Origin of the sequence: Kitasatospora hibisci, from assembly GCF_043950205.1 — a bacterium.
GTDB classification, from domain to species: Bacteria; Actinomycetota; Actinomycetes; order Streptomycetales; family Streptomycetaceae; genus Kitasatospora; species Kitasatospora hibisci.
Map to the genome: position 1 here is coordinate 8,025,706 of NZ_CP171642.1, position 24,916 is coordinate 8,050,621.

The window sequence follows — 24,916 nt, forward strand, 5'->3', positions numbered from 1 at the left end:
GTCCCTACCGTCGAGTAACGCAATCTGACAAACCTCCTTTTCAGACTCTGCGCGTTCGCGTGAAGGAGTGGCGATGACAGCCCCCGCACACCCCGGCTCCCCCCGTCCGTCCCGGATCTCCCGGCGCACCAGGGTCTTCGGCGGCCTCGCGGCCGTCCTCGGCCTGGCGCTCACGGCCTCGGCCACCGCGCCTGCCGGAGCCGCCGCCGCGTCCGCGCCCAGCGCGGGCCAGGGGCTGCGCGAGGTGATGTTCGTCGGCAACAACTGGGACGGTACGGCGGACGTCATCCGCTCCACCGGTGACCTCGCCCGGATCGGGCGCGTCAACGTGATCCCGGACAAGGACCGGCGGCTCGCCGAGATCTACCTCAACCCCGTCAAGCTCGCCTACTTCCTGGGCATCCGGCTCGGCCCGGGGGAGGGCCACGACCAGTTCGTCGACGACATGTACTCCACCCCGGACGGCAGTGCCGTGGTCGTCTCCCGGCCGAGCTTCGCCGACGTGGTCTCCATCGACCTCGCCACCGGGCGGATCAACTGGCGCTTCCCGGTCTCCGGCTACCGCTCCGACCACATGGCGCTCTCCCCGGACGGCGCCCGGGTGGCGGTCTCCGCCTCGACCTCCAACACGGTCCACGTGCTGGACGTCCGCACCGGTGCGCAGCTCGGTTCCTTCCGGACCGGGGACAAGCCGCACGAGAACCTGTTCACCGACGGTGGCCGGCGGATCTGGAACATGTCGATCGGCGAGGTGAACACCGCCCTCGACGCTCCGTGGCTGGACTGGACGAAGGGCGACCGCCGGATCACCGTGGTGGACGCGGACACCTTCGCGCAGACCAGGGTGATCGACATGCGTGAACGGCTCGACGCTTTCGGCCGCCCGGACCTCTCCGACGCGATCCGCCCGGCCGCCTTCACCCCCGACGAGTCGAAGCTCTACTTCCAGGTGTCGTTCTTCAACGGCTTCGTGGAGTACGACGTGGCCGGCGACCGGATCACCCGGATCAAGACCCTTCCGAAGAACTCGGCGACCAGCGAGGACCGCACCACCTGGGTCAACGACTCGCGCCACCACGGCCTCTCGATGAGCCCCGCCGGCGACAAGCTGTGCGTCGCCGGGACGATGGACGACTACGCGACGGTCGTCGACCGCGCCACCTTGCAGGAGGGCCCGCTGGTGCCCGCCTCGAAGCCGTACTGGGCCACCGTGAGCGGTGACGGCAAGTCCTGCGTCATCTCGGAGAGCGGCGCGGACCGGGTGACCGCGATCGATTTCACGACCGGGCTCAGGACCGCCTCCGTGCCGGTCGGCGACCACCCGCAGCGCGTCCGCCTCGGCCACGTCGCGGCCGACTGGACCGGCCCGTCGGGCGGCTGAGGGCCGGAGCGGCTGCGGACGACCGCCGCGGTGGGGGCGCACCGCCGGTGACCGGTAGTATCGCCGGTCATGGCGGACCCCCAGGACGACGATCCGTGCCGACGCGGCGGCCGGCCGCCCGCACCGCCCGTGGGTTCCGGCACGGGTCACGGCACCGGTCGCGGTGCGACGGTCGGACTGATCTGGGCGCAGACCCTCGACGGTGTGATCGGGGCCGACGGCGACATGCCGTGGCGGTTGCCCGAGGACCTGGAGCACTTCCGGACCACCACGCTCGGCCACCCGGTGGTCATGGGCCGTCGGACCTGGGACGCGCTCCCGCCGCGGTTCCGCCCGTTGCCCGGCCGGCGCAACATCGTGGTGACCCGCAATCCGGGGTGGACGGCCGACGGCGCCGAACGGGCCGGTTCCGTCGGCGAGGCCCTGGAGCTGGCCGCAGGCTCGTCGGCGTCGGCCGCCGCGCAGGTCTGGGTGATCGGCGGGGGGCAGATCTACCGCGCTGCCCTGGAGCACGCCGTGACGCTGTCGGTGACCGAGATCGACCTGTCGGTGGCAGGGGACACCTACGCCCCCACCCTGGACGCGGGTTGGAGCGTGGCCGAGGAGCAGGGCTGGCGCTCCTCGACCACCGGACTGCGCTATCGGATCCTCAGGTACGAGCGCCGCCGGTAGCCCGGTGCACGGCCGCTCAGGACGTGCCGTAGACGATCACGAAGTCGTCGTGGACGTGCCGGCCGGCCCGGCCGTCCGCCTTCTCCAGGGCGTCGCGGACGGCCTGCAGTCGGTCGACGCCCAGCTGCAGCGGCGGTTCGTCCGGCTGGTAGGTGTACCGGATCGGGTAGTCGACGCCCGGCTCGCTGCTCATCTCGATGTGGCAGCCGAGCACGTGGCTCACCGGGTGCGCGGCCGCGAAGGCGATCAGCCGGTCGATGGTCGCGGTGTAGGCGTCCCAGTCGGAGACGTACAGCCGGCCCGGGTAGACGGTGTCACCGGTGAGCAGGAAGCCGGTGAACGGGTCGTAGTAGGAGATCGCCGCCGGGTGGTGGCCGGGGCCGGGCAGGCAGGTCAGCACCCGGCCGCCGAGGTCCAGCAGGGCCGGCCGGTCGAGGTCGTCGTCCAGACCGAGGAAGGCCCGGACGGTGGCGAGCTCCGCGCCCACCACCACCGTGTCGGGGCGGTCGGCGAACTGCGCGTCCCCCGCGACGTGGTCCCCGTGCCCGTGGCTGTGCAGGACCACCAGCCGGTATCCGGGGCGCGGGTGTCGGTCGAGCCAGCTCGCCACCAGCTCGTCGACGACGCGGCGGAGCGGGAACAGCTCGGGGGCCGCGGTGGCGCCGGTGTCCAGCAGCACGGCGCGGTCGTTGCCGAAGAGCAGGAACAGGAACGGCGCCTCGTAGTTCACCGCCATGTTCTGCCGCAGGATCACGGTGTGCGCGTCGTAGTGGTGGACCTGCAGCTCGGGGTCGGCGTTGTGCTTGGCGGACTCGGAGCCGTGGATCCACCGGACGTCGAGCGAGCGGCCCGCGAGGTGTGCGGACACGTCCGTGAAGTCGATCGGGTGCGGGTCGGGGGTCATGCCGCCTCCTGGTTCCGGTGAGCGCGTCGACGGCCCGTCTGCCCCCCGGCGGACGGGCGCGGCACCCCCTGAGGGAGCCACCGGATGCGAACCTACCAGGCGCCTGTGACACTGCCCGTTCGGGATGTTCGAGGCCGCAAGCCCCCGTGCCCTGTGCCGCCCCTGCCCCCTGCCACCCCTGCCCCGTGCCACCCGGGACGGCGGGTGGCACGGGGCGAGCGGCCGGCGCGGGCGTCAGTCGACCAGGTTGACCGGGCGGTAGGCGTGGTAGCCGTCACCGGACTTCAGGCCGTAGCCGTGCGTGGCGTGCCGGGTGCCGACCTTGCCGGCCTGCTCGTAGGACCGGTAGGAGGTGTGCTTGCCGTCCGCCCAGCTGTCGAAGATGACGACGTGCCGGTGGTTCGGGTCGTTGCCGTCGGCCTTGATGACCAGGTCGCCCTGGCGCAGATCCTTCATCGCGATCGGCTTGGTCCAGCCGTCGTTCTTCAGCGACACCGTGTTCGGGCCCGACTTGGGGAGCTTGAGGGCCATCGAGGCGTAGCCGGAGCAGTCCTGGCGGTAGCCGTCCTTCCAGGTCTTCTTCTGGCTGTACGGCGCGGCCCTGCCCGCGTTGTCCGTCAGCCAGACCTTCGCGCGCCGGATCTCCTCGGCCCGGGAGATCTTCGCGGCCGCGGCCCGCTCGGTCCCCGAGCCGGCGTCGAGGGCCTCGCCGCCCTCGTCCTCGGTGTCGAGGACCGGATCGGCGACGGCCTCGGCGACCGAGGCGGGGGACGGGGCGTCGACCGGCAGCGCGACGGCCGGCCCGGTGAGGGCGAGCGGGCCGAGCACCGCGGCGGCGAGGGCGGCGACGGTCGAACGGCGGATGTGCTTCATGGTGGTGCCTCCTGCGGCAGGTGGTGCGGGAAAGGGGGGACGGGATCTCGGACGGGGCGTCAGCCCTGGTGGGCCAGGCGGCGCAGGGCCGCTCGGTCGGCGTGGAAGACACTGGCGTCGACCTTGCCGGGCGTGCCCGGCACCGACTCGCGGTCGCTGTACTGCCAGAAGTCCCAGCCCTTGGCGCCGGGCAGCGGCTCGGGCGGGGTGGTGCCGTAGCGGGCGAGCCAGAGCGGGTGGCCGCTCAGTTCCCCGGTCCCGCCGAGGCACTCGTCGACGAAGTTCCTGCGGGTGTAGACGATCGCCGTGGCGCCGGTGGCCTGCTGCACCCGCTGGAGGAAGGCCTTCACCTGGCCGAGCCGGAGCCGGTGACCGTCGCTCCGGCACTGTTCGAGGTCCAGCACCGGCGGCAGCTCGCCCGGCCGGGTGCCGGAGAAGCCCTCGCGGTGCAGCACGTCGAGGAAGTGGTCGGCCTGGGCGGTGCCGTCCTGGTCGGCGGTGAAGTAGTGGTAGCCGGTGCGGACCAGGTCCACCGAACGGGCGCCGGCGAGGTCCCGGCCGAACCAGCCGTCGGTGAAGCCGGTGCCCTGAGTGGCCTTGAGCATCACGAAGGACAGGCCGCCGCGGGCGATCGCGGGCCAGTCGAAGGCCTGGTCCTCCTGCGGACCGTGGTCGCCGTGGTAGCTGTCGATGCCGCGCACCGCGAAGGCGTCCGGACCGGTACCCGCGGCGCCGGCCGGTGAGGCCGGCCCCAGGGCGGCCGCCACGACGACGGCGACGGCGGCCGCCCGGACGGCCCGGTGGGGCTTGCTGCGGGGGCGGGGCTTCACGTCGGGTTCTCCTCTCCTGTGCTTCCGGGGGGTGACGGGGCATCGGTTCCGGCGCCGTGCCGGTCGGCGGTTCCGTTGCCCGGTGAGAGCTTCGCCCAGCGGCGGCCCGGCCTGCACCTGTTGCCTGTTGTCGTCCGGCCGGGACATCTCGACAACCCTTCTGACCTGCTGTTATCGCTCATGAGAGGGGGGTGTCGGACATCGCGTGACCCACCCGGCTCCCACTCGTTGACGGGTCGGGAGCGAGCGGAGCGGGGGCCGGCGGTGAGCACGGAGAGCGACACGAGGCAGCCGGACGGGGCCGGATTCGGAACGGTCCTGCGGACGCTGCGCCGAGAGGCCGGGCTCTCGCAGGCCGACCTCGCCGGCCGGGTGCACTACGACAAGAGCCACATCAGCAAGGTGGAGAACGGGGACAAGCCGGCCACCGCCGAGTTCGCCCGGGCCTGCGACCGGGCACTGCGGGCCGGCGGCTCCCTGGTCGCGCTGGCGACGCGCGGCCACTGCCCCTACCCGGGCCTCGCGTCCTTCCGGGCGGAGGACGAGCGCTGGTTCCACGGCCGTGACCGGGCCCGCGCCGCGCTGCTGGGCCTGCTCGCCGAGCGCCACGCCGACCGCGGCGGTCCCGTCCTGGTGGTCGGTCCGTCCGGCGCCGGGAAGTCCTCGCTGCTGCGGGCCGGCCTGGTGCCCGCCCTGCGGCGCGGCGGCCTGGCCGGCCCCGGCCCCGCCTCCGCCGCCGTCCTCACGCCGACCGGCCACCCGCTCGACCGCCTCGCCGAACTCGCCGACGGCCCGGACGCCGTGTGGATCGTCGACCAGGCCGAGGAGCTCTTCACCCTCTGCGCCGACCCCGAGCAGCGGCGGGCGTTCCTGGACGCGCTCTGCCGCGAGGCCGGCCCCGAGGGCGGCCGACTGGTGGTACTGGGGCTCCGCGCCGACCTGTACGGGCACTGCCTGGCGCACGACGGCCTGCTGAAGGCCGTCCGGCGTGGCCAGCTGGCCCTCGGGCCGATGAACGCCGCCGAGCTGGCCGAGGCGATCACCGGCCCGGCCCGCACCGCCCGGCTGGAGCTCGAACCCGGCCTGCTGGAACTGATGGTCACCGACCTCGGCCTGGAGGGCGCCGGCACCGCCGGCGCCTACGACCCCGGTGCCCTGCCGCTGCTCGCCCACACCCTGCGCGCCGTCTGGCAGCAGCGCGCCGGACGCTCCCTCACCCTGGCGGGCTACCGGGCGATCGGCGGGCTGCACGGCTCGGTCGCCGCGACGGCCGAGCGCGCCTGGGCCCGGCTGGAGGACGACGCGGCCCGGTCCGCCGCCCGCAGGGTGCTGCTCCGGCTGGTCCACCTGGGGCCGGACGGCCAGGCCTCGCGCCGCCGGGCGGACCGCGCCGCCCTGGCGGGCAGGTCCGTCTCCGATCCCGGCGCGCCGGGTGTCGGCGCGTCCGCCCCCCGCCCCGGCCTCGGCCCTGCCTCGGAGGACCGGGTGCTCCACCAGGTGCTCGCCTCCTTCGCCGACGACCGCCTGCTCACCGTCGACGCGGCCGGCGTGACGCTCTCCCACGAAGCCCTGCTGCGCGCCTGGCCGCGCCTGCGTGACTGGGTCGACCAGGGGCGGGCCGGCCTGCGCCTGCACCAGCAGCTCACCCAGGACGCCGAGCACTGGGCCGAGTCCGGCCGTGACGAGGCACTGCTCTACCGGGGCAGCCGGCTGGAGCTGGCGCGCGAACGGGCCGCCGAGCCCGCCGGCGAGGAACTGCTCACCCCCGTCGAGCGGGAGTTCCTGGGCGCCGCGGCGGCCCGTGCCGAGCAGGACCACCGTGCCGAGCGGCGCCGGGTGCGGACGCTTCGCCACCTCGTGGCGGGACTCGCCCTGTTGTCGGTGTCGGCACTGCTCGCGGGCGGCTTCGCCTGGCAGCAGTGGGGCCGCGCTACCGTCGCCAACCGCACCAACCTCGCCCGCGCGCTGCTCTCCGCCGCCGAACGCAACGCCGGCCGGGACCCGTACGCGGCGATGTTGGAGTCGGTCGAGGCCCACAGGGTCACGCTGTCCGGCGGGACCGGCCTGCGTCGGCCGGCCGAGGACGCGGTGCTGAGCACCCAGTCCGAACGTCTGACCGGAAGGATCCCCGGCTTCACCCTGGGCGTCAACGGGCTCGCGATCAGCCCCGACGGGCGGCTGGTGGCCACCGGCGACTCCCAGGGGCAGGTGGCGCTCTGGGACGCGCACACCACCGCCCGGGTGGCCGAGTTGCAGGGCCACGACGTGGGCGCCCCGGTGCAGGACGTCAGGTTCAGCCCCGACGGGTCGCTGCTCGCCGTGACGGTCACCAGGAAGGAGGGCCTGCGCATCCTGCTCTGGCGGGTCGGCGACCGGCAGCGGTTGCCGTCCCCGGTGATGCCGCAGAGCTCCCCGACCGGTACCTCGGCCGCCAAGCGGTTGGCCTTCAGCCGGGACGGCGCCCTGCTCGCGGCCGCCAGCAGCGACGCCGCCCCGCCCGGACACGGGTGCGTCTGGGTGTGGCGCACGGACGCGGGCGCCGCGCCCCCGGTGCGGACGCTGACCGGCCACACGGGGGTGGTCCAGGGCGTCGCCTTCGGGCCCGGGCACCTGCTCGCCTCCGCGTCCACGGACGGCGACGTGCTGGTCCGGGACCTGGGGGACGTGGACGGCCTCCGGAACACCGATCCGTCCCGGGCCCCGGAGGGAGGGGCGAGGACGGTGTTCGCCGGGCAGGCCCCGGCGCCGAAGTCGGTGGCCTTCGCCGCGGACGGGCGACTGCTGGCGGTCGGCGGCGACCGCGGGCACATCCGGCTCTGGCGGCCTCCGACGGACGGCGTCCCGGTGCCGTCCCCTCCGGTGCCGTCCCTCCCGCAGGCGGGACCTTCGGCCGCGGACGAGGACGAGCCGCAGACCTCCCCCCGGCTCCGCCGGGTGCCCGGACCCGTGGCCGACCACCTCGCCGAGTGGCCGTCCACCGACCTGCCGCCGGTCCATCAGGGCCCCGTCAACGCCCTGGCCCTCACCCCGGACGGAACCACCCTGCTCTCGGCGGGCGCCGACCAGAGCACCCGAGTCTGGGACCTGCCCACCGGCCGGGTCGCGGCCGAACTGCGCGGCCACTCGACCTTCGTCCTCAACGTCGCCGTCGCCGGTGACAGCCGGACGGTCGTCACCTCGGCGGGCATCAGCTCCCCGCCCGGCGACGTCCTGCTCTGGGACCTGCACCGCGGCACCGACCTCGCGCCGGGCCCCGACCGACCGGCCGTCACCGCCGTCGCCTCGGCCGGCGACCGCGCGGCGGTCGGCACCGCCGACGGCCGGATCGCCCTCTGGGACGTCGGCGGCCCCGTGCCGCGCCCGGTCGCGGTCACCCCGCCCGACGGGCGTCGCGTCATCGCCCTCGCGTTCGACCGCCGCGGCCGCACCCTGGCGGCCGCCCGCGAGGGCGGCGCCGTCCAGTTCCTCGGCGCGGAGGACGGCACGCCGGCGACCGCCGTCGACGTGGGCACGTCCCCGACCGCACTCGCGCTCAGCCCCGACGGCACGGTGCTGGCGGTGGGCACGGCCGACGGCCGGTTGTTCACGGGGCCGCCGGACGGCACGCCGCTGCGCGCCCGCCCGCCCGACCCGTGCGGTCCCGTGTACGCGGCGGTGTTCCTCGGCGACGGCGCCGATCTGGCCTTCGCCTGCGACTCGCAGTTCGTCCACCTGCTCGCGGTCGCCGACCCGGAGGCGGCTCCGCGGAAGAGCGGCATCCACCACAAGGACCACCTGCGCCGCCTCGCGGTCAGCCCGGACGGCCGCCTCCTGGCGGCGGCCGGCAACGACCGCCTGGTCGTGGTCTGGGACGTCCGCGCCGGCCGGCCGCTGGGCGCCGACCCGACCGACGCGATGACCCCCGGAGAGACGCGCACGGTGGGTTCCGACACCGTCCACGCCCTCGCCTTCGCCCCGGACGGCCGCACCGTCGCCGACGTCGGCCACCAAGGCGTGCTGCGGCTCTGGGATCTCGACTCCCCGGCCCCGACGGCCACCCTCACCGGTCCGGGCCTGCCGCTCAACGGACTCGCCTTCCTCCCCGGCGGCCGCGTCCTGACGGGGGGTGACAGCGGCGCCGCCCCCGTCTGGAGCCTCGACCCGGCCACTGCCGCCGCCGAGGCCTGCGCCGTCGTGCGCCCACCCCTGCCGAGCCACGACTGGCTCCGCCTCGCCCCCGGCGCCCCCTACCGCCCCACCTGCCCCTGACCCGACGGGGCCCGGGCACCGAGGAGCGGCAGGGCGGCCCGGTGCCGTCCTCGGCGGCGCGGGTCCGTGCGTCCGTCGACGGCGGGGCGTCAGTGGCGCGGCTCGATCCGGAAGTCGAAGGCCGTGGTGCCCGGGTCGATCGCGGTGATCCCGCCGTCGACCGTCAGAGCGGCGCCGTTGACGTAGCCCGCCGCGGGGGAGAGCAGCCAGCCGATGGCCGCGGCGACCTCCTCCGGCTCGCCGGGCCGGGCGGCCGGGGAGAGCCGGGTGGCCTGCCGGTAGGCCTCGTCCACGCCGCCGGGCAGCTGCTCGGCGTCCGCGAAGCGCGTCATCCGGCGATCTGCCATCTCCGTGCGCACCCAGCCCGGGCAGACGGTGTTGGCCCGCAGGCCGAGGTGGCCGTAGTCGACGGTGAGCGAGCGGCAGAGCTGGAGCAGCGCGGCCTTGGAGGTGGCGTAGGCGGCGCTCCCCGGGCCGTTGCGCAGCGCGGAGACCGAGGCCACCGCCACGACCGAGCCCCGCGACCGCAGCAGGTGCGGCAGCGCGGCCCGCAGCATCAGGAACGGCCCGGTGAGGTTGGTGCGCATCACCAACTCCCAGTCCTCCAGGGCGACATCGCCCACCGCGCCGCCGCGCCCGACGCCGGCGTTGAGGACCAGTCCGTCGAGCCGGCCGAACGCGGACAGGGCCGCCTCCACCAGCGCCTCGACGTCGGCCGGCTCGGTGGTGTCGGACACGTGCGCCACCGCGCCGGTCTCCTCGGCGATCCGCTCCAGCGGCTCGGCGCGCCGCCCGGAGACGACCACGTGGTGGCCCTCGGCCCGCAGCAGCCGGGCGGTCGCGGCGCCGATGCCGGTACCGCCGCCGGTGACGATGACAACGCGCTGGTCGGACATGGGTTCCAGCCTCCGGGAGGGAATCGGTGATCTGTGGACTGACCATCGGATCCTATGCTCACGGCCCGTCAGGTCCGGCTGTGGCGCAGGCCGCTCTCCAGGCTGCCCTCCCGGCCGCCCGTCACCCCGCCGGGGCGGTGCCCTCGCGACCGCCGAACCGCCCCGGGGGCGAGGGCCGGCCTGCCCGACCTGTCCGCCCCCGGACCTGTCCGCCCCCTGCGAGGTCCGCGCCTCGAAAATCGTGCAGGTGTTCCCAAATGACTTCTTCCTGGCGGGAATTGACGGCCGCACCCTAGGGTGGGCGCATGCAAGCCTCCGTTGTGACGCCCATCGGCCTGATCGTCGTCATCGTCGTCGGCCTGGTCGTCGTCATCGTGGCCCTAGCGGTCCTCGCGGGAAGGAGGCGGAGGCGCCTCGTCGCCGCCTCGGTTCCGCCCGTCCCTCCGTCCGCGGCCCGCCCCCGGGCCTGGACGTACGTCCAGCCGCAGGCCGACCGCGGTGCGGCCGCCGCGCCGACCGCCCCGGCCGGGGCGGCCGTACCCGCGGCTCCGGGCGCACCGGCCACGCCGTCCGTGTCATCGGCGCCCGCCCCGACCGTCGCGCACCAGCCGATGCACCAGGGCGAGCCGCGGATGATCGGCGGGTACCACCTGCTGGGCCGGATCGGCTCCGGTGGGATGGGCACGGTGTACCTGGCCCGGCGGGAGGGCGCGGCGACGCAGGTGGCGTTGAAGACCATCAACCTCGAACTGATCGACAACGCCGAGCTGTTGCGCCGGTTCGAGCGCGAGGCGGAGGTGCTGGGCATGGTCTCCGGGGCCTACACCGCGCGCGTCCTCGACGGCGGGGTGGACGGCGGACGGCCGTACCTGGTGATGGAACTGCTGGACGGCCGGCCCTTGGACGCCCATCTGCGCGAGCAGGGTCCGATCCGCTCCCCTGAGGCGCTGCGGGCCCTGGCGCTCGCGCTGGCCGTGGCCCTGTCCGGGGTGCACCGGCTCGGTCTGATCCACCGGGACCTCAAACCGGCCAACATCATGCTGACCACCGCCGGGCCGCGCCTGCTGGACTTCGGCATCGCCGCGCTGGTGGACGGCACCAGGCTCACCATGGCCGGCGGCGGTCCCGGCACGCTCACCTACATGGCGCCCGAGCAGTTCGGCGACGAGCGGGTCGGCACGGCCGCCGACGTCTGGGCCTGGGCCTGCTGCGTGGTCTGCGCCGCGCACGGTGCCAGCCCGTTCGCGGCGACCAGCACCGGCGCGGTGATCCGGCGGATCATCGAGACCGGCCCGGAGCCCGCCGCGCTCGCGGCCGTACAGGACCTGGACCCCGCGCTCGCCGCCGCCGTGGCGCGGGCGCTCACCGCCGACCCGTCCGGCCGGCCCGCCGACGGCGCGGCCCTGCTGGAACTGCTGACCGCTCACCCCGCCCCGGTCCCCGTGCAGGACCAGATTACCCAGGGCTGGCGCACCCTCGCACTCTGAACCGCCACCGTGCGCTACCGCCCCCGCCTGCCGCCCTCGCCTGCCGCCCTCGCCTGCCGCCCCCGCCTGCGGCGCGGCGACTGGGCTAGCGTGACCGCCGTGATCACCGCCGACTCCCTGCTCGCCCGTCTGCACGCGCTCGCCGGCCGGGTGCCGTTCGACCTCGCGCTGCGCCCGGGCGTAGCGCCCCGGGAACCCGGGGCGCCCACGGGCCCGCCGTCGCCCCTGCCCGTGCCCGCCGCCGAGCGTGAACTGCTCGGCAGGCTGGGCGGGTTCGCCGTTCCGCCGGTCGAGTTCGTGCTGAGCGGGCACCCGCGCCAGGGGGGCGGGCAGGGCCTGCCCGAACGGCGGTGGGTGGTGTCGGACGACGGCTGCGGCGGGCTCACCTGGGTCGACATCGCGGCCGACGGAGGATGGGGCCAGGTGCTCATGCAGTACCGGGAGGGCGGGCTGTACGTCCAGGCCGGTTCGCTGGCCGAGTGGCTGGACCGACTGGTCGCCACCGCCGAGGAGTTGGTGGAGGGCACCGGCTTCGACGAGGGCCTCCAGCCCTACGCCGACGACTTCTGGGACGCCCTCTACCCGGACGGCCCCGACCTGCCCCTGTCCGGTGCGGCGGAGCTCCGTGCCGCCGACGCGGACCCGGTGGTCGCAGAACTGGCCCGCCGGGTACCGGACGCCGCACCGGTGGCGGACCTGCGCGGTGCCCCGCCGGGGAGCCGGGCCCGCTTCGACCGGGTGTGCGGACCGTACCGCCTGGAACGTGCGTCCGGCGGGGCCGTGTTCGCCGCCGTGCTTCGGCAGGACTGACTGCACGGGCGCGGCCGTGAGGGGCGTGCGACGGCCTGGCGCACGCCCCGCCGAGCTCCCCAGTGCCCCAGCCCCCCGCGATGCCGAACCGTCCCTGCGTGGCGCTCGCGTGAACGGACCTTCTTCACGGGCACACTGACCCGGAGTCATCGGACCGACCGGTCTTTGGAGCGCGTCACCGGCGAGGGGACTGACATGGACGACGGACTGAAGGCGATCGTCGACGCGGTTCGCGAGGTGGAGAAGCTGGCGCGCGAGACCGTCGTGACCCCGGCGCGCGGTGATCGTGGGGACGTGCGGCGCGAGCACGAGGCGACGGTCCTCGACGCGGCCGCGACGCTGGTGGAGGTCGCCCGGGAGTTCGTCGACCTCTACTACCCGTACCGGATGACCACCGCCGACGCCCGCGGCACTGTCCACGACGTCCGGAAGGGGCTCGCCGCCCTGACCGAACGGCTCCGTACGGCAGGCGAACGGCCCGGCGCCACCGTGGCCTGAGAGCCGCGGGTGGTGCGGGGGTCGACACGCGGGCAAGGGGCAGCGCGGCCGCCTCGTCAGGCCGGGGCCTTCTGCTGGATCCGCACCATGTTGCCCGAGGGGTCGCGGAACGCGCAGTCGCGCGGCCCCCAGGCCTGGTCGATCGGCTCCTGGAGGACCTCGGCGCCGGAGGCCCGGACCCGCTCGAAGGCCGCGTCGACGTCGTCGGTGCTGAAGACGGTCATCGACAGGACGCCCTTGGTGAGCAACTCCTGGAGGGCGTCGCCGTCGGCCGGGGAGCGGCCGGCGTGCGGATCGGAGAGCACGATGTCGAGGTCGGGCTGGTCCGGGCTGCCGAGGGTGACCCAGCGGTGCGCGCCGGAGGAGACGTCGTTGCGCACGTCGAGGCCGAGCGCGTCGCGGTAGAAGGCGAGCGAGTCGTCGAGGTCGTTCACGGTGATGTGGCAGTAGCGCAGTGCGATGGTCATGCCGCCAACGTTAGGCCGCGGCTCTGGGGCCCGCTTCTCGGATCCTGTTCGGCTCGCCCGGTCCCTCCCGTGCCGTCCGCATGCGCACCGGGCGGGTGTTCACCTTGGCCACGCAGGCCGGCATGGCCGCGACGGCCCGGTGCTCCCGGGCACGGTAGGCGCTCGGCGGCTCGCCGACGAGCTCGGTGAAGCGCGAGCTGAACGACCCGAGGGAGGTGCAGCCGACCGTCATGCACGCGTCGACGCTCACGCCCGAGCGCAGCAGTGCCATCGCCCGCTCCATCCGGCGGGTCATGAGGTAGGTGTAGGGCGTCTCCCCGTAGGCGGCCCGGAACCGCCGCGAGAAGTGTGCCGGCGACATCAGCGCCCGGCGGGCCATCGCCGGCACGTCGAGCGGTCGTGCGTACTCCCGGTCGATCAAGTCCCGCGCGCGGCGCAGGTGCGCGAGGTCGGCGAGCTCCTCGGGGGTCATGGTTCGACGCTACCACCGGCCCCTGAAGCGGCCCCCACCTGCGGAAGGGGGCCGCATGCGGGGGCGGTGGCGAGCGGGGCGGTCACGCGCAGTGCAGCACCACCCGGGCGCAGTGGGCGTCGATCCGGGCGCCGCGCCGGCGCAGGCGGGCCTCCTGGCTCCCGGCGCGGACGGCGGCGGTGGCGATGGCCGTCGGGACGGTGGCGGCCCGGACGGCGAAGGTCTGGCTGCCGGTGGTCCCGTCGGCGGTCCTGGTCGGCATGGTGACCAGCCAGAGCGGCAGCACGGGTGTGTAGACGCCGTTGCCTTCGGCGGTACAGACGGGGTCGGCGGGCGGTGCGTCCGACGCGGGCGAACCGGCGGCCGCGAAGACGGCGGCCGGTGAGGCGGCGGCCGGGGCGGCGGCCGAGGGTACGGCGGCGGGGGCCGTGTGCGCGTCGGTACGCGCGTAGCAGGGGTCGAGTGCCATGGAGGCGGCTCCTGGTGCAACGGATCGGCCGGCCCGGTGGGGGGACCGGGCCGTGTGGCCGGGCTGCCGGGGCCGCGGTCGTAGGCGCGCCGGTGGGGAACGGCGGGCCTGCCCGGGCGCGGGCAGAGGCCTTGCGGGGTTCGGCCGTCGGAGGCGATCGGAGGGTCGCTCGTGCCGCTGCGGGCCGTCCGGCCCGAGGGTGGCGGGCCTGCTCCGGCGGTCCCGGGCCGTTGGCCGGGGGCGACCGAAGTCTCTGCAGGGCACGATAACCCGATTCGACGGCCTGAGCCCGCAAGCCGCCGCGGCGCGGACCATTCCGTGACCGCGCGCAGCGGGGACCTCACCGGGCGCGTTCGGCGGCGCGTCGCGGCGGCGCGGTGGCCGCCCCGGACGTCGGCCCGCTCCTGAGCCGAAAACGGCGAGGCCCCCCGCCCGGCCCTTGCGGATCTCGAAGGTCATTGCACTTCCCGGCAGGGGTGTTGCAACGATCCCTGGACCTCAAGGTTCTCCCGGGCGGGGGGCCTCGCCGCGTTCGCGGCTCAGCAGCGGACGCTGCGCTCGCAGGCGAGGTAGTGCTTGGTCTGCGTCTCGATCGCGTTGGCGCGGGCGTCCACCTTGTCAGCCTCGCGGTAGAGGCCCACGTGGCGCAGCGTGGCGGCCTGCTGGCGCAGCTCGGCGACCTGGCTCCGCAGTTCCTGGATGTTCACCGTGACGGCGCCGCCGGCGGCCATGGCCTGGACGCCGGACCGGGTGACGGCCGGGGCGGCCTGGGCCGGTGCGGCGGCGAGGAGCAGGCCCCCGCGACCACGGTGGAGACGGCGAGTGCGGACATGCGACGAAGCATGTTTCCCCCTCGTTCTCTTGCTGTTCTTCCCTGCGATGGCCATCCGTCGAACCGATGACCGGTCAGTAGTGTGCGGGGTCGTGTCCGATGGTCGGACACTGCGATCCGGATCGCGGTCGTGAAGGCCCGCGCGACGGTGGCGGGCCCCGCGCCGAGCCCTCCTCCGACCCCGCCCACCCCGTCGAGGGCGGATCATCGGCGCACGTCGTCGGCGCGGACCTCTACGATGTCCGCCATGAACCCTGGGGGGCCGCAGCCGCGGCTGATCGACGGCCGCTTCGAACTGCTGGAACGCCTCGGCGGCGGCGGGATGGGCCTGGTCTGGCGCGCCCGCGACAATGCGCTGTACCGCGAGGTCGCGCTGAAGGAGGTGCGGCCGCCGGACCCGGCGATGGCCGCGGCCGACCCCGACGGAGCCGACGAGCTCCGCGAACGCGTGCTGCGCGAGGCCCGCGCACTCGCCCGACTCCAGCACCCGAACGTTGCCGTCATCCACCACATCGTCGACACGCCCGAGCACCCGCACCCCTGGCTGGTGATGGAGCTGGTCAGTGGCGGCAGCCTCGCCGACCGGATCGCCCGCGGCCCGCTCACGGTCCCCGAGGCGGCCCGGATCGGCCGGGGCGTCCTGGCCGCGCTGCGCGCCGCCCACGCGGCCGGCATCCAGCACCGCGACGTCAAGCCCGGCAACGTCCTGCTCCGCCCCGACGGCACCCCGGTCCTCACCGACTTCGGCATCGCCGCCATGCAGGACGCCACCGCCCTCACCGCGACCGGCGCGTTGATCGGCTCGCCCGAGTACATCGCCCCCGAGCGCATCCGCGGGGAGGAGGGCAACCCGTCCTCCGACCTGTGGTCGCTCGGCATGATGCTCTACGTCGCCGTCGAGGGTCACCACCCGCTGCGCCGCGCCACCACGCTGGCGACCCTGGCGGCCGTCCTGGACGAGCCGCTGCCGCCGCCCAGCCGCTCGGGCGGGCTCGGCCCGGTCCTGGCCGCAGTCCTGGCCCGCGACCCGAAGCTGCGCCCGGACGCGGACCAGCTCGACCGGGCGCTCGCCGCCGCCGAACAGGGCGCGGCCCCGGTCGCCCAGGCCGGCCCGGCCTGGGCGCCGACCTTCCTGGACACCCCGCGCCCGGGCGGTGCCGCGCCCGCCGTGCCCGGCGTCTTCGGCCCGCCGGTCGACGGCGCTCCGTCCGGGCCGTGGACGGCCCAGGGGCCGACCGGCGCGCCCGGCCCGGCGCACCCGGCCGGCGCGACGTACCCGATCGGTTCGGTCGGGTCCGCCGACCCGATCGGCCCGACCCGTGCCGGCGGTCCTGCCGCACCCCGTCCGGCGAAGCGCGGTCGCGCGGTCGCCGCGGTCGCCCTCGGCGTCGCCACCGTGGCGGTGGCCGGTGTGCTCGCCTGGTCGCTGAGCCCGGACGACGACGTGAAGCACGGCGGGGCCGCCCAGGTCGCCGGCGGCCCGGCCGGGTCCGCCTCCGTCGCACCGGGAGGGTCGGCCGACACAGCCGCCCCCTCGGCCGGCCCGGTCACCGCGTCACCGGCCAAGTCGGCCGCGGGCGGATCGGGAGGCGGCGCCGACACCCCGGCCCCTGCGGACCTCCTCACACCGGACGGCGTCCGTGCAGTGGTCGCCGCGGTGACCGCCGCGGCCGGCAAGTCGACGGTCAAGGACCTCACCGTCTACCCGGGCTACGCGATGGCCCAGGTGCCGACCGCGGACCCCCGTGCCTACGAGTGGTTCGACTACCGGGACGGCAAGGCCACCCGCCGCACCCCGGGCGGCCCGATGGGCACCAGCAAGACCGCCGACCTCGCGAAGTACGACTGGAGCGTCATCCCCGCCCTGCTGAAGAAGGCCGAGGAGACCCTCAACGTTCCCGCCCCGACCAGTAGATATCTGATCATCGGGCCGGACATTCTGGACGGCACACCGACCATCCGCGTCTACCTCGCCAGTGCCAACGGGATCTCCGGCTACCTCTCGGCCGACGTCGCCGGCAAGATCAAGCGGAGCTTCCCCGCCTAGGTCCCGCCTGCACTCCAGTCACACCCCGCGATCCGGTGCGATGACCCTGCGAGGTCGGCAGCGAGGTGTGTCGTGGAGGTGGCGTACGGCGGCAGGCCATCGGTTCGTCGGTGGTCAGCCGATGTCGTCGGCGGGGCAGGCGAGGCCGTCGCCCTCGGCCCGGCGGTCGGGGACGCCGGCCGGGGCGACCTCGTGGGCGCGCGCACCGAGGCCGGGCCGGGCGGCGCGCTGCTGGTGAGTGCGGCCGTCAACGCCACTGGTCTCCGGGCGGTTCAAGCGGTGAGCAGGCGGAGGCCGAGATCTGCCGCGTCGAGGTCGGTGAGGTCGCTGTTGCGCTCGGCCCACCGGCCGGAGTCGAGGTCGTCGCCGAGGCTTCGCACCGCCCGCTGCTCGGCCTCCGGCCCGACCCTCGTCCACACCGACATCGCACGGCGCACGCGATCCTCCAGATACGCCCCCGGCCGGCGCCAGTACGCCTCGAACAGGCCGTCAGCGCAGTCCCAGGGGATCGGCACCGGCTCAGCGCGTGCGCCGATCGCGTCGGCCATCCCAGCAAGCGGGGGGAAGCCTGCCAGGACGGCGGCGAACTCGGGCAGGTAGTCGCGGGCAAGCCAGAACCGGTCCTGCCATCCGGGCTCGTCGGTGTCGAACGTGAGCACCACCACGCGGCGGGCCACGCGCCGCATCTCGCGCAGCCCCGCTATCGGGTCCCCCCAGTGGTGGACGGTGGAGACGGCCATCGCGACGTCGAAGGACTGGTCCTCGAACGGCAGGCTCTCCGCGGCGGCGGCCACGCACGGCGCCGAGCCGGCAGGCCGCTGCTCCCGCATGACCGCCGACGGCTCCACCGCGGTCACGTCGCGATCAGCAGGCTCGTAGGAGCCGGTGCCGGCCCCGACGTTCAGCACCGTCTGCGCGTCCCCGAGCGCGTCCCAGATCTGCGCCGCGATCCGCGGCTCGGTACGCCGTGTCGCGGTGTAGGCGCCGCCGATCGCGTCGTAGAGCCGTGCACCGAGCATCTCCAGTTGCTCCTCCGGTGTCACGTTCAGTCCCTTCGCTCGTGCCTCAAGTTCCCTGTCGATGGCCGACACCATGGCGTCAGCGCGATCACGCCGCTCCAGCAGCAGGCCTCGCAGCCGGCGCAGGTGCGCGACCGCGTCGGTGGACGGGTCGCCGACCAGTTCCGCAACCTCTCGCAGTCCGAAGCCCAGCCGCCGATAGGCCAGCACCTCCCGCAGCCGCTCCACGTCGCCCGCCGAGTAGGCCCGGTACCCGGCCGCGGTCCGCGCCGACGGCCGAACGAGCCCGATCTCGTCGTAGTGATGCAGCGTGCGGACGCTCACGCCGGCCAGCGCGGCCACGCGTCCCACAGTCCAGTGATCTTCCACGGCACCGACTATGCAGCCTGACGCCACGTCAGAGTCAAGAGCGTCCTTCGCAGGAGCAGGAGCAGGAGCCGGACGCGAAGCGGCGGTCCGGGGCGACTCCTGCAAGCCGAGCGACGGTCCGGTCCGGAGAAGGTCCCCGAAGCCGACGCACCGGCGGAGCTGCACGAGCGGATCGAGATCACCGAGGCGCTGGAGGACAACTGCCGGCGGCCCGCCCCGGCCGTCATCGGTCCGCGTCGAGGGCGAGGTGCAGGTCGAGACGGGAGCCGGACCGGGAGTTCGGCATGGAACTGGATCCCACGTCCGGTCCGGTCGCCTTCTACGCTCGCTCCTAGCGCAGACGGACCGGAGCGCAAGCCGCTCCGGGCACAGACCGCTCCGAGTACAGGCCGATCCGAGCCGGACCGAGACGAAGGGACCTCCGCGGTGATCGTCATCGCCCACCTCAGCGACATCCACATCGACAGCGGGCAGCGCAGTCTGGACCGCACCCAGGCGGTCATGGACCACCTCGAAGCCCTCCCCTACGACCTGGACGCCGTCCTGGTCACCGGGGACATCGCCGACCACGGCCTCCCCGCCGAGTACGAGCGGGCGCGTGTGGTGCTGACCTCCCGTCACCCGGTCCTGGTCTGCCCCGGCAACCACGACGAACGCGCCGCCTTCCGCCGGCACCTGCTCGGTGAGCGGGAGCCCGTGGGAGCGGCGGCGCCGATCGACCGGTTGCACCGAGCGGACGGCTTCGCGCTCGCCCTGTGCGACTCCTCGGTGCCCGGCAAGGACGAGGGCTTCCTCGCGGACGAGACGCTGGCCTGGCTGGAGGGGGCCCTCGCCGACACACCCGGCGACGTGCCCGTGCTGGTCGCCTTCCACCACCCGCCGGCCCTGTTGCACCAGCCGTTCATCGACGGCCTGCGCCAGTCGGGGCGGAGCGGCTCGCGGCGCTCGCGGACCGTCACCCCCGCATCGCGGCCTTCCTGTGCGGGCACGCCCACACCCCGGCGGCGTCCACGTTCGCCGGTCGGCCGCTGCTGGTGGCGCCGGGCGTGGCTTCCACCCTCCGGCTGCCCTGGGAGCACCGCGCCCACCCCGAGGACCACGTCCACCTCGACCAGCCGCCCGCGCTCGCCTTCCACGTCCTCGACGACGAGGGCCGGCTGACCACCCACTACCGCTGCGTCGTCCCGGACGGCCGGGCACAGGGCTGACGAGCCACGCCGGCCGCGCGTCTGCGCCCGGAGGCCTCCTGCCCGGGCCGCCGGGCCGCCGGGACCTCGAAAGCCCGGTGTCCGAGGGCGACCGCCCCCGGACACCGGGCCGTGCGCTCAGACGCCGGCCGGCACCCGGACCACCGTGGCCTCGCCGAGCCGGTTGTGCCGCTCCTCCCAGGACTCCAGCGCACTCCGGCAGGCGTGGTCGAGGTGGCGGAGCCCGGTCAGGTCGAGGTGGACGATCCGGTCGGTCGGCAGCCGTTCCAGCGCGTCCAGGAGCCGGGGCAGCCGCAGGAAGGTGGCGTTGCCGGTCAGGGTGACCAGGACCGTCCCGTCGGAGCGCTCGTCGACGCCGACGTGCAGGTGCGAGGTGTCCCAGGCGCTCTTCAGCACCGACAGCAGCAGGCCGAGCAGCACCCCTTCGAAGAGGTTGGTCGTCACGATGGCGAGCGCCGTGACCGAGAGGATCAGCGCCTCCCCGCGGTGGGCCCGCCAGAGCGGCACGAGGGCCTTGACCGGCACCAGCTTGGCGCCCGCGTGCACCAGGACGCCGGCCAGCGCGGCGAGCGGGATGACCGAGAGCGCGGCGGGGAAGAGCGCGGCGAACAGCAGCAGCCAGAGACCGTGCAGCACGCGCGACGCCTTGGTCCGCGCCCCGGCCTGGACGTTGGCCGCGCTGCGGACGATGACGGCGGTCATCGGCAGCGCGCCGAGGACGCCGCAGACGGTGTTGCCGACGCCCTGGGCGACCAGTTCCTTGTCGTAGTGCGTGCGCGGGCCGTCGTGCAGCCGGTCCACGGCCGCGGCGCTGAACAGGCTCTCGGCGGAGGCGATCAGGGCGAAGGCGACGATCGTCCCGAGGACGCCGAGGCTGCCGAGCGCCGCGAGTTCGGAGCCGCCCGGGAGGCTGACCACCCCGGCCAGACCGGCGACCTCGACCTTGGCCACCGACAGGTCGCACAGGGCGGTGACGGCGGTCGCAGCGGCGACCGCGGCCAGCGGCGCGGGCACCAGCCGCACGCGCGCCGGCAGCCGGGGCCAGAGCACCAGGACGGCCACGGTGCCGGTGCCGATCGCGGCGGCGGTGATCCCCTGAGGCGAGGTCGCGGTGTCGAGGAGCAGTCGCGGCAGGCCGGCGAGCTTGCCGGGGCCGTCCTTGGGTGCCTTGGCGTCGGCCATCGCGTAGAGCTGACCGGCGATCAGGACCAGGCCGATCCCGGCCAGCATGCCCTGGACGACCGAGACGGAGATGGCGCGGAACAGGCGGCCAAGCCGCAGTGCGCCCATCGCTATCTGGAGCAGCCCGGCAGCGGCGGTGATGACGCCGAGGACGGCCAGGCCGTGCTCCTGGACTGCGGCGAACACCAGGACGGTCAGCCCGGCGGCCGGCCCGGAGACCTGGAGGCTGCTGCCCGGCATCAGGCCGGTGAGCAGGCCGCCCACGATCCCGGTGACCAGGCCGAGTTCGGCCGGAACACCCGAGGCGACGGCCACGCCGACACAGAGCGGCAGCGCGACCAGGAAGACGACGAGGGAGGCGGCGAGGTCGGTCCGCAGGGCGGAGAGTCCGGGCGTGCGGGGGCGGCCCGGCGGGCCGGGGGAGAGGTCGGCGGTGGGCCGGAGGGCAGGACGGTGAAGCATCTGGTCCTCGGTCGGGTGACGGAGTGGGCGGGCGGTCGACGGGGGCCCGCTCGGAGCGGGGAGGAACACCCCGCCCCGAGCGGCAGGAGGGTGCCCGCTCAGAGCGGGAGGAAGAGGCCGGAGTCGGCCCGGTGCGCCAGCACCAGCCCCGTGTGGATCTCGTAGAACCAGCCGTGGAGCCTGACCTGGCCGTCGATCAGCCGCCGGGCGATGCCGGGGTAGCCGCGCAGTCGGTGCAGCTGCGCCAGAACGTGCCGCTGCACCGGTCCGGCGACGGTCGGGTCGAAGACGTCGGCCTCCTCGGTGCGGAGCTCGCCGGGGTCCGCGTTGCGCAGCCAGGCGCGGACGGCGGGCGCGGTGCTGAGGTCGTCGCCGCGGACGACGGCCCCGACGGCCCCGCAGTGCGAGTGGCCGCAGACGACGATGTCGCGCACTCCGAGCACGTCGACGGCGTACTCGATCGTGGCGGTCTCGCCGGAGGCGGCGTCCGCGCGGTACGCCGGGACGATGTTGCCGGCGGTGCGCAGTTCGAACAGGTCGCCGGGGTCGGCCCCGGTGATCAGGCTGGGCACCACCCGGGAGTCCGAGCAGGTGATGAAGAGCGCCTGCGGCGACTGGCCGGCAGCGAGGCCGGTGAGCTCGCGTCCGGCGAGGCCGGCGCGCTGCGGGAAGGCGCGGGCGCGGTCGATCAACGGTTCCATGAGGGCGTGCCTCCTTCTGCCCCCTCGCCGTGGTTCGGCCGGGGCGGGCGGTCGGGTTGGGCGGGGGACCGTCAGAACAGGCCGGCGGTCCGGGGCGCCGGCCGCGGCGGCCGGGCACGGCGGATCCGCGCGCCGCCTGACCGTCGGTGACCCCCCGGTGACCTGATGCTGCGTCAAGAGTCAGTAAAACACGGGTATGGGGCAGGCAAAAGCCGTGCCTGGGGGGAATCTGTGCCGGTCCGGTTAACATCCTGTTACCGCGTCGTGCTGGTGTGTCGCTGCGGGACGGACGTTCGACGGGCCGGGTGCTCCGCTGGGTCCTCGCCGCCGCAAGGGCGGGAACCGTCGCTCGCGTGCAGCGATCCCTCGGGTGTGGGGCCGGGCCCGCGTCCGTTCTTCCGGCGGGTTCCCGAAGGGCGAGGCCGGCAGGAGCCCTGTACATCTCGACGCGCGGGGCGCCGCCGGGCTCCTGGGTGCGGAGTTCCTGGCCGTGCCGGAGGCCGGATGTGCGCGTCTGGTCGGGTTCGGCGCGGCGTGCGGGCGACGGCGGCGAACACCGACGACGGGAACGAGTCGTGCATCGTGACGCAGGGTGCCGAGCGCAAGCAGTTCCGTCCCGCCTGAGCGCCCTTCGCGGCGGCCGCGGGCCTCGGCTCGGCGGACCGGCGGCGGGAGGGGCCTGGTCGCGCTCGGGGGTTCGCGGCCAGGCCACCTGTTCCCAGCATGCGGTCGGGTGGCCTGGCGGTCCACCGGATCGCGCCCGTCGGGGGACGCGGCGACCCCGGGTGGGGCGAAGCGGGGTCGCCACCCGGGGCCGGGGTCGGGGTCGCTGTGTCTGTGCGTGGGGGGCGGATCAGGCCTTCAGGAGGCGACCCGAGACGGCCAGCGTGACGCGGCGCGGGGTCAGGCTGCTGGCGATCGTCGAGATCCGGTTGCCGAGGCCCGCGACGACGCTGGGCGGCGTCTTGCCGCGCTCCAGGGCGCGCCGGGTGGCCGTGACGACCTGTTGGGCCGTGGCCATCCGGCCCACGGCGGCGTTCATGCTGCCCGCGACGTCGAAGAACTCGGTCCGGGTCGCTCCGGGCGAGACGGCGAGGACGCGAAGCGCCGAGGCGCGGGTCTCGTAGGCCACGGCCTCGGTGAAGCTGAGCACGAAGGCCTTGCTCGCCCCGTAGACCGCCATCGCGGGGGTCGGCTGGTAGGCGGCGGCGCTCGCCACGGTGACCAGGGCGCCCCGGCCGTCGGCCGCCATCTCCGGGAGGAAGGCTCGGGTCAGCTCGGCGACGGCCGTGATGTTGAGCTGGATCATCTGGTTGATCTGCGCCGGGTCCTGCTCGGCGAACGGGCCGTAGCTGCCGAAGCCGGCGTTGTTGATCAGCGTGTGGACGGTGATCCCCCGGGCGTCGAGTTCCGCGCGCAGGCCGGTGCCCGCGCCGGGCAGGGCGAGGTCGGCGGCCACGGCGGTGGCGCGGACGCCGTAGCGCTTCTCCAGCAGCTCGGCCAGCTCCTCCAGCCGGTCGAGCCGCCGGGCGACCAGCACCACGTCGGCGCCCCGCTCGGCCCACTGATGGGCGAACTCCACGCCGAGACCGGCGCTGGCGCCGGTGATCAGGGCCACAGTGCCCCGGTAGGTCATAGGCATGATCGGCTGCTCCACTTCCACGAGACTGTCTCCGCGGGGCTGTGTACGGGCGCACTCCGGGCGGCCGCTTCGAGCGGTCTGCTCCGAGCGGGTCCGTGCGGACTGCCCCGCCATCAATGTAGGCAGTGACATCATTGTAGTCAACGACAACATCGGGAGAGGGAGATCGCCTTGGCCGACGGGTCCTACCATCACGGCAACCTCCGGACCGCCCTGCTGGAACGCGCGGAGGCCGTCCTCGCCGAGTCGGGCGCCGACGGACTGTCCCTGCGGAGCCTGGCCCGCGACCTCGGCGTGAGCCACGCGGCCCCGTCGCGCCACTTCCGGGACCGCCGGGCCCTGCTGGACGCGCTCGCCGTCAGCGGCTTCGCCACCCTCAACGGATCCATGCGCGCCGCCGCCGAGGCCCCCGACCGACCGGTCACGGCGCGCCTGGCCGAACTCGGCCGTGCCTACCTCGGCTTCGCCGTCCAGCACGCGGCCCTGCTCGACCTGATGTTCACCGCCAAGCACGCCGAGGACTCCAGCAACGAGCTGCGCGAACTCGGGCACGACTGCCTGGGGATCGTGGCCCGGCTGATCGCGGAGGCGCAGCAGGCCGGGGCCGTCCGCACCGGGGACCCGGTCCGCCTGGCCCTGGTGGCCTTCTCGGCCACCCACGGCCTCGCCATGCTGGCCGTCGGCTCGCTCCTCGACGACACCCCGCTCGCCGACGCCACCGACCTCACCCTGGACGTCCTCCTGGCCGGGCTGCGCCCCGACCCCGCCGCCACGCCCTGACCGGAGGGCCACGCGGGACCTCGGTTCCGGTTCGCGCCGGGTGGAGCGCCCTGAGGGCGGGGGTTGCCTCCGGGGGAGTGCGGGTCGAGGCTGGAGGGGTGGGACGGCCCGCGCGGCGCGGTCGGGCGGGCCGGGCAGGAGACCTGACGGGAGTCGTCGCCGGTGAGCGGGCGGCAGCAGCAACCAAGTGGCCACCGGGCCGTGGCGCACACGGCGGACCTGCGCGTCGAGGCGTGGTCGCCGACGGCCGAGGGGTGCATCCGGGAGGTGGTGCGCGCCGCGGTCGAGGCCTTCGCCGACACCTCCGCGGCCCGGGCGACCGGCGAGTACGCGTGCACGGTCACGGCGGAGACCGACGAGGACCTGCTGGTGTCCGTCCTGGAGGAGGTCGTCTACCGGATGGACGTGGCCGGGGAGATCCCGCTCGACACGGAGCCGGGACCCATCCGGGTCGCCGGCGGCCGCCGGTCGCTGGCCGTCCGGTTCCGGATGGCGGACGCCGGCACCGCCGAACCGGTCGGCGCGGTGCCCAAGGCCGTGTCGCTGCACGGCCTCCGCCTGCGCGCGGGCCCCGGCGGGTGGACCTGCCAGGTGACGCTCGACGTCTGAGCCCCGACGAGCCGGCCCGCGCCGGACGGGCCCGCGCCGGACGGGCTCACGCCGGACG

General features: G+C 75.0%; 22 protein-coding genes and 1 pseudogene. 10 read left to right on the plus strand and 13 right to left on the minus strand.

From position 1 onward, the window contains the following. Nucleotides 1-73 precede the first annotated feature (73 nt). Entirely contained in the window at nt 74-1,381 is a 1,308-nt protein-coding gene (locus tag ACF9IK_RS34780) for a YncE family protein (RefSeq protein WP_395298039.1), read from the plus strand. 69 nt (nt 1,382-1,450) lie between these two features. Next, nucleotides 1,451-2,053 (plus strand): dihydrofolate reductase, encoded by a 603-nt coding sequence (locus ACF9IK_RS34785; RefSeq protein ID WP_395298040.1) that lies wholly within the window; start codon nt 1,451-1,453, stop codon nt 2,051-2,053. Between the two features lie 16 nt (nt 2,054-2,069). On the opposite strand, the gene ACF9IK_RS34790 is transcribed toward ACF9IK_RS34785, so the two are convergent. The 3 genes from ACF9IK_RS34790 to ACF9IK_RS34800 all read right to left on the minus strand — a co-directional run bounded on the left by ACF9IK_RS34790 (nt 2,070) and on the right by ACF9IK_RS34800 (nt 4,660). Then, entirely contained in the window at nt 2,070-2,957 is an 888-nt protein-coding gene (locus ACF9IK_RS34790) for an MBL fold metallo-hydrolase (protein ID WP_395298041.1), read from the minus strand. A gap of 234 nt (nt 2,958-3,191) precedes the next feature. Next, a complete protein-coding gene (locus tag ACF9IK_RS34795; RefSeq protein ID WP_395298042.1) occupies nt 3,192-3,830 on the minus strand; it encodes a hypothetical protein in 639 nt (212 codons plus the stop codon). 59 nt (nt 3,831-3,889) lie between these two features. Next, on the minus strand, nt 3,890-4,660 hold the full coding sequence (locus tag ACF9IK_RS34800; protein WP_395298043.1) for a glycoside hydrolase family 25 protein: 771 nt from the start codon (nt 4,658-4,660) through the stop codon (nt 3,890-3,892). 264 nt (nt 4,661-4,924) lie between these two features. On the opposite strand from ACF9IK_RS34800, the gene ACF9IK_RS34805 reads away from it, so the two are divergent. Beyond that, entirely contained in the window at nt 4,925-8,908 is a 3,984-nt protein-coding gene (locus ACF9IK_RS34805) for a helix-turn-helix domain-containing protein (RefSeq protein ID WP_395298044.1), read from the plus strand. A gap of 89 nt (nt 8,909-8,997) precedes the next feature. Here the strand turns inward: ACF9IK_RS34805 and ACF9IK_RS34810 are convergent, their stop codons facing one another. After that, nucleotides 8,998-9,804: an SDR family NAD(P)-dependent oxidoreductase gene (locus ACF9IK_RS34810; protein WP_395298045.1), complete on the minus strand. Its 807-nt coding sequence runs from the start codon at nt 9,802-9,804 to the stop codon at nt 8,998-9,000. A 305-nt stretch (nt 9,805-10,109) separates the two neighbouring features. On the opposite strand from ACF9IK_RS34810, the gene ACF9IK_RS34815 reads away from it, so the two are divergent. The 3 genes from ACF9IK_RS34815 (at nt 10,110) to ACF9IK_RS34825 (ending at nt 12,599) form a co-directional block, all read left to right on the plus strand. Further along, nucleotides 10,110-11,291, plus strand: a complete 1,182-nt coding sequence (locus ACF9IK_RS34815) for a serine/threonine-protein kinase (RefSeq protein WP_395298046.1) — start codon at nt 10,110-10,112, stop codon at nt 11,289-11,291. Nucleotides 11,292-11,390: 99 nt separating this feature from the next. Then, nucleotides 11,391-12,101, plus strand: a complete 711-nt coding sequence (locus ACF9IK_RS34820; RefSeq protein ID WP_395298047.1) for an SMI1/KNR4 family protein — start codon at nt 11,391-11,393, stop codon at nt 12,099-12,101. 195 nt (nt 12,102-12,296) lie between these two features. Beyond that, complete coding sequence (locus ACF9IK_RS34825) at nt 12,297-12,599, plus strand: hypothetical protein (protein WP_395298048.1); 303 nt, start codon at nt 12,297-12,299, stop codon at nt 12,597-12,599. Between the two features lie 56 nt (nt 12,600-12,655). On the opposite strand, the gene ACF9IK_RS34830 is transcribed toward ACF9IK_RS34825, so the two are convergent. The 4 genes from ACF9IK_RS34830 to ACF9IK_RS34845 form a co-directional block, all read right to left on the minus strand. After that, nucleotides 12,656-13,066: a VOC family protein gene (locus ACF9IK_RS34830; protein ID WP_395298049.1), complete on the minus strand. Its 411-nt coding sequence runs from the start codon at nt 13,064-13,066 to the stop codon at nt 12,656-12,658. 10 nt (nt 13,067-13,076) lie between these two features. Further along, nucleotides 13,077-13,538, minus strand: coding sequence for a helix-turn-helix transcriptional regulator (locus ACF9IK_RS34835; protein WP_395298050.1), 462 nt, complete (start codon nt 13,536-13,538; stop codon nt 13,077-13,079). A gap of 82 nt (nt 13,539-13,620) precedes the next feature. Continuing rightward, entirely contained in the window at nt 13,621-14,007 is a 387-nt protein-coding gene (locus tag ACF9IK_RS34840) for a hypothetical protein (RefSeq protein ID WP_395298051.1), read from the minus strand. A 539-nt stretch (nt 14,008-14,546) separates the two neighbouring features. After that, nucleotides 14,547-14,738 carry a hypothetical protein gene (locus tag ACF9IK_RS34845; protein ID WP_395298052.1) on the minus strand — a complete coding sequence of 64 codons (192 nt, stop codon included), beginning with the start codon at nt 14,736-14,738 and terminating at the stop codon, nt 14,547-14,549. 348 nt (nt 14,739-15,086) lie between these two features. On the opposite strand from ACF9IK_RS34845, the gene ACF9IK_RS34850 reads away from it, so the two are divergent. Continuing rightward, nucleotides 15,087-16,886: a serine/threonine-protein kinase gene (locus ACF9IK_RS34850; RefSeq protein ID WP_395298053.1), complete on the plus strand. Its 1,800-nt coding sequence runs from the start codon at nt 15,087-15,089 to the stop codon at nt 16,884-16,886. 114 nt (nt 16,887-17,000) lie between these two features. On the opposite strand, the gene ACF9IK_RS34855 is transcribed toward ACF9IK_RS34850, so the two are convergent. Continuing rightward, entirely contained in the window at nt 17,001-17,162 is a 162-nt protein-coding gene (locus ACF9IK_RS34855; protein ID WP_395298054.1) for a hypothetical protein, read from the minus strand. After that, nucleotides 17,159-18,256, minus strand: coding sequence for a MerR family transcriptional regulator (locus ACF9IK_RS34860; protein ID WP_395298771.1), 1,098 nt, complete (start codon nt 18,254-18,256; stop codon nt 17,159-17,161). Before ACF9IK_RS34860 ends, ACF9IK_RS34855 begins: the two co-directional genes overlap by 4 nt. 444 nt (nt 18,257-18,700) lie before the next feature. Between ACF9IK_RS34860 and ACF9IK_RS34865 the strand changes: the two are divergent. Further along, nucleotides 18,701-19,482 (plus strand): annotated as a pseudogene (locus ACF9IK_RS34865) (metallophosphoesterase). Between the two features lie 117 nt (nt 19,483-19,599). On the opposite strand, the gene ACF9IK_RS34870 reads toward ACF9IK_RS34865, so the two are convergent. The 3 genes from ACF9IK_RS34870 to ACF9IK_RS34880 all read right to left on the minus strand — a co-directional run bounded on the left by ACF9IK_RS34870 (nt 19,600) and on the right by ACF9IK_RS34880 (nt 23,469). Then, the gene (locus ACF9IK_RS34870) at nt 19,600-21,126 is read right to left on the minus strand and encodes a SulP family inorganic anion transporter (protein WP_395298055.1); all 1,527 of its coding nucleotides are present in this window, start codon (nt 21,124-21,126) and stop codon (nt 19,600-19,602) included. Nucleotides 21,127-21,224: 98 nt separating this feature from the next. Then, nucleotides 21,225-21,827 (minus strand): carbonic anhydrase, encoded by a 603-nt coding sequence (locus ACF9IK_RS34875; RefSeq protein WP_395298056.1) that lies wholly within the window; start codon nt 21,825-21,827, stop codon nt 21,225-21,227. Between the two features lie 853 nt (nt 21,828-22,680). Continuing rightward, complete coding sequence (locus tag ACF9IK_RS34880) at nt 22,681-23,469, minus strand: SDR family NAD(P)-dependent oxidoreductase (protein ID WP_395298057.1); 789 nt, start codon at nt 23,467-23,469, stop codon at nt 22,681-22,683. Between the two features lie 171 nt (nt 23,470-23,640). Here ACF9IK_RS34880 and ACF9IK_RS34885 point away from each other — a divergent pair, with 171 nt between their 5' ends. Beyond that, nucleotides 23,641-24,249: a TetR/AcrR family transcriptional regulator gene (locus ACF9IK_RS34885; protein ID WP_395298058.1), complete on the plus strand. Its 609-nt coding sequence runs from the start codon at nt 23,641-23,643 to the stop codon at nt 24,247-24,249. A 201-nt stretch (nt 24,250-24,450) separates the two neighbouring features. After that, complete coding sequence (locus tag ACF9IK_RS34890; RefSeq protein ID WP_395298059.1) at nt 24,451-24,858, plus strand: archease; 408 nt, start codon at nt 24,451-24,453, stop codon at nt 24,856-24,858. Nucleotides 24,859-24,916: the final 58 nt, after the last annotated feature.

What these genes read in the sequence shown, in the direction of transcription:
- ACF9IK_RS34780 (WP_395298039.1), top strand. Translation starts at nt 74, where the DNA reads ATGACAGCCCCCGCACACCCCGGCTCCCCCCGTCCGTCCCGGATCTCC.
- ACF9IK_RS34785 (WP_395298040.1), top strand. Translation starts at nt 1,451, where the DNA reads ATGGCGGACCCCCAGGACGACGATCCGTGCCGACGCGGCGGCCGGCCG.
- ACF9IK_RS34790 (WP_395298041.1), bottom strand. Translation starts at nt 2,957, where the DNA reads ATGACCCCCGACCCGCACCCGATCGACTTCACGGACGTGTCCGCACAC.
- ACF9IK_RS34795 (WP_395298042.1), bottom strand. Translation starts at nt 3,830, where the DNA reads ATGAAGCACATCCGCCGTTCGACCGTCGCCGCCCTCGCCGCCGCGGTG.
- ACF9IK_RS34810 (WP_395298045.1), bottom strand. Translation starts at nt 9,804, where the DNA reads ATGTCCGACCAGCGCGTTGTCATCGTCACCGGCGGCGGTACCGGCATC.
- ACF9IK_RS34815 (WP_395298046.1), top strand. Translation starts at nt 10,110, where the DNA reads ATGCAAGCCTCCGTTGTGACGCCCATCGGCCTGATCGTCGTCATCGTC.
- ACF9IK_RS34825 (WP_395298048.1), top strand. Translation starts at nt 12,297, where the DNA reads ATGGACGACGGACTGAAGGCGATCGTCGACGCGGTTCGCGAGGTGGAG.
- ACF9IK_RS34830 (WP_395298049.1), bottom strand. Translation starts at nt 13,066, where the DNA reads ATGACCATCGCACTGCGCTACTGCCACATCACCGTGAACGACCTCGAC.
- ACF9IK_RS34835 (WP_395298050.1), bottom strand. Translation starts at nt 13,538, where the DNA reads ATGACCCCCGAGGAGCTCGCCGACCTCGCGCACCTGCGCCGCGCGCGG.
- ACF9IK_RS34840 (WP_395298051.1), bottom strand. Translation starts at nt 14,007, where the DNA reads ATGGCACTCGACCCCTGCTACGCGCGTACCGACGCGCACACGGCCCCC.
- ACF9IK_RS34845 (WP_395298052.1), bottom strand. Translation starts at nt 14,738, where the DNA reads ATGGCCGCCGGCGGCGCCGTCACGGTGAACATCCAGGAACTGCGGAGC.
- ACF9IK_RS34850 (WP_395298053.1), top strand. Translation starts at nt 15,087, where the DNA reads ATGAACCCTGGGGGGCCGCAGCCGCGGCTGATCGACGGCCGCTTCGAA.
- ACF9IK_RS34870 (WP_395298055.1), bottom strand. Translation starts at nt 21,126, where the DNA reads ATGCTTCACCGTCCTGCCCTCCGGCCCACCGCCGACCTCTCCCCCGGC.
- ACF9IK_RS34875 (WP_395298056.1), bottom strand. Translation starts at nt 21,827, where the DNA reads ATGGAACCGTTGATCGACCGCGCCCGCGCCTTCCCGCAGCGCGCCGGC.
- ACF9IK_RS34880 (WP_395298057.1), bottom strand. Translation starts at nt 23,469, where the DNA reads ATGCCTATGACCTACCGGGGCACTGTGGCCCTGATCACCGGCGCCAGC.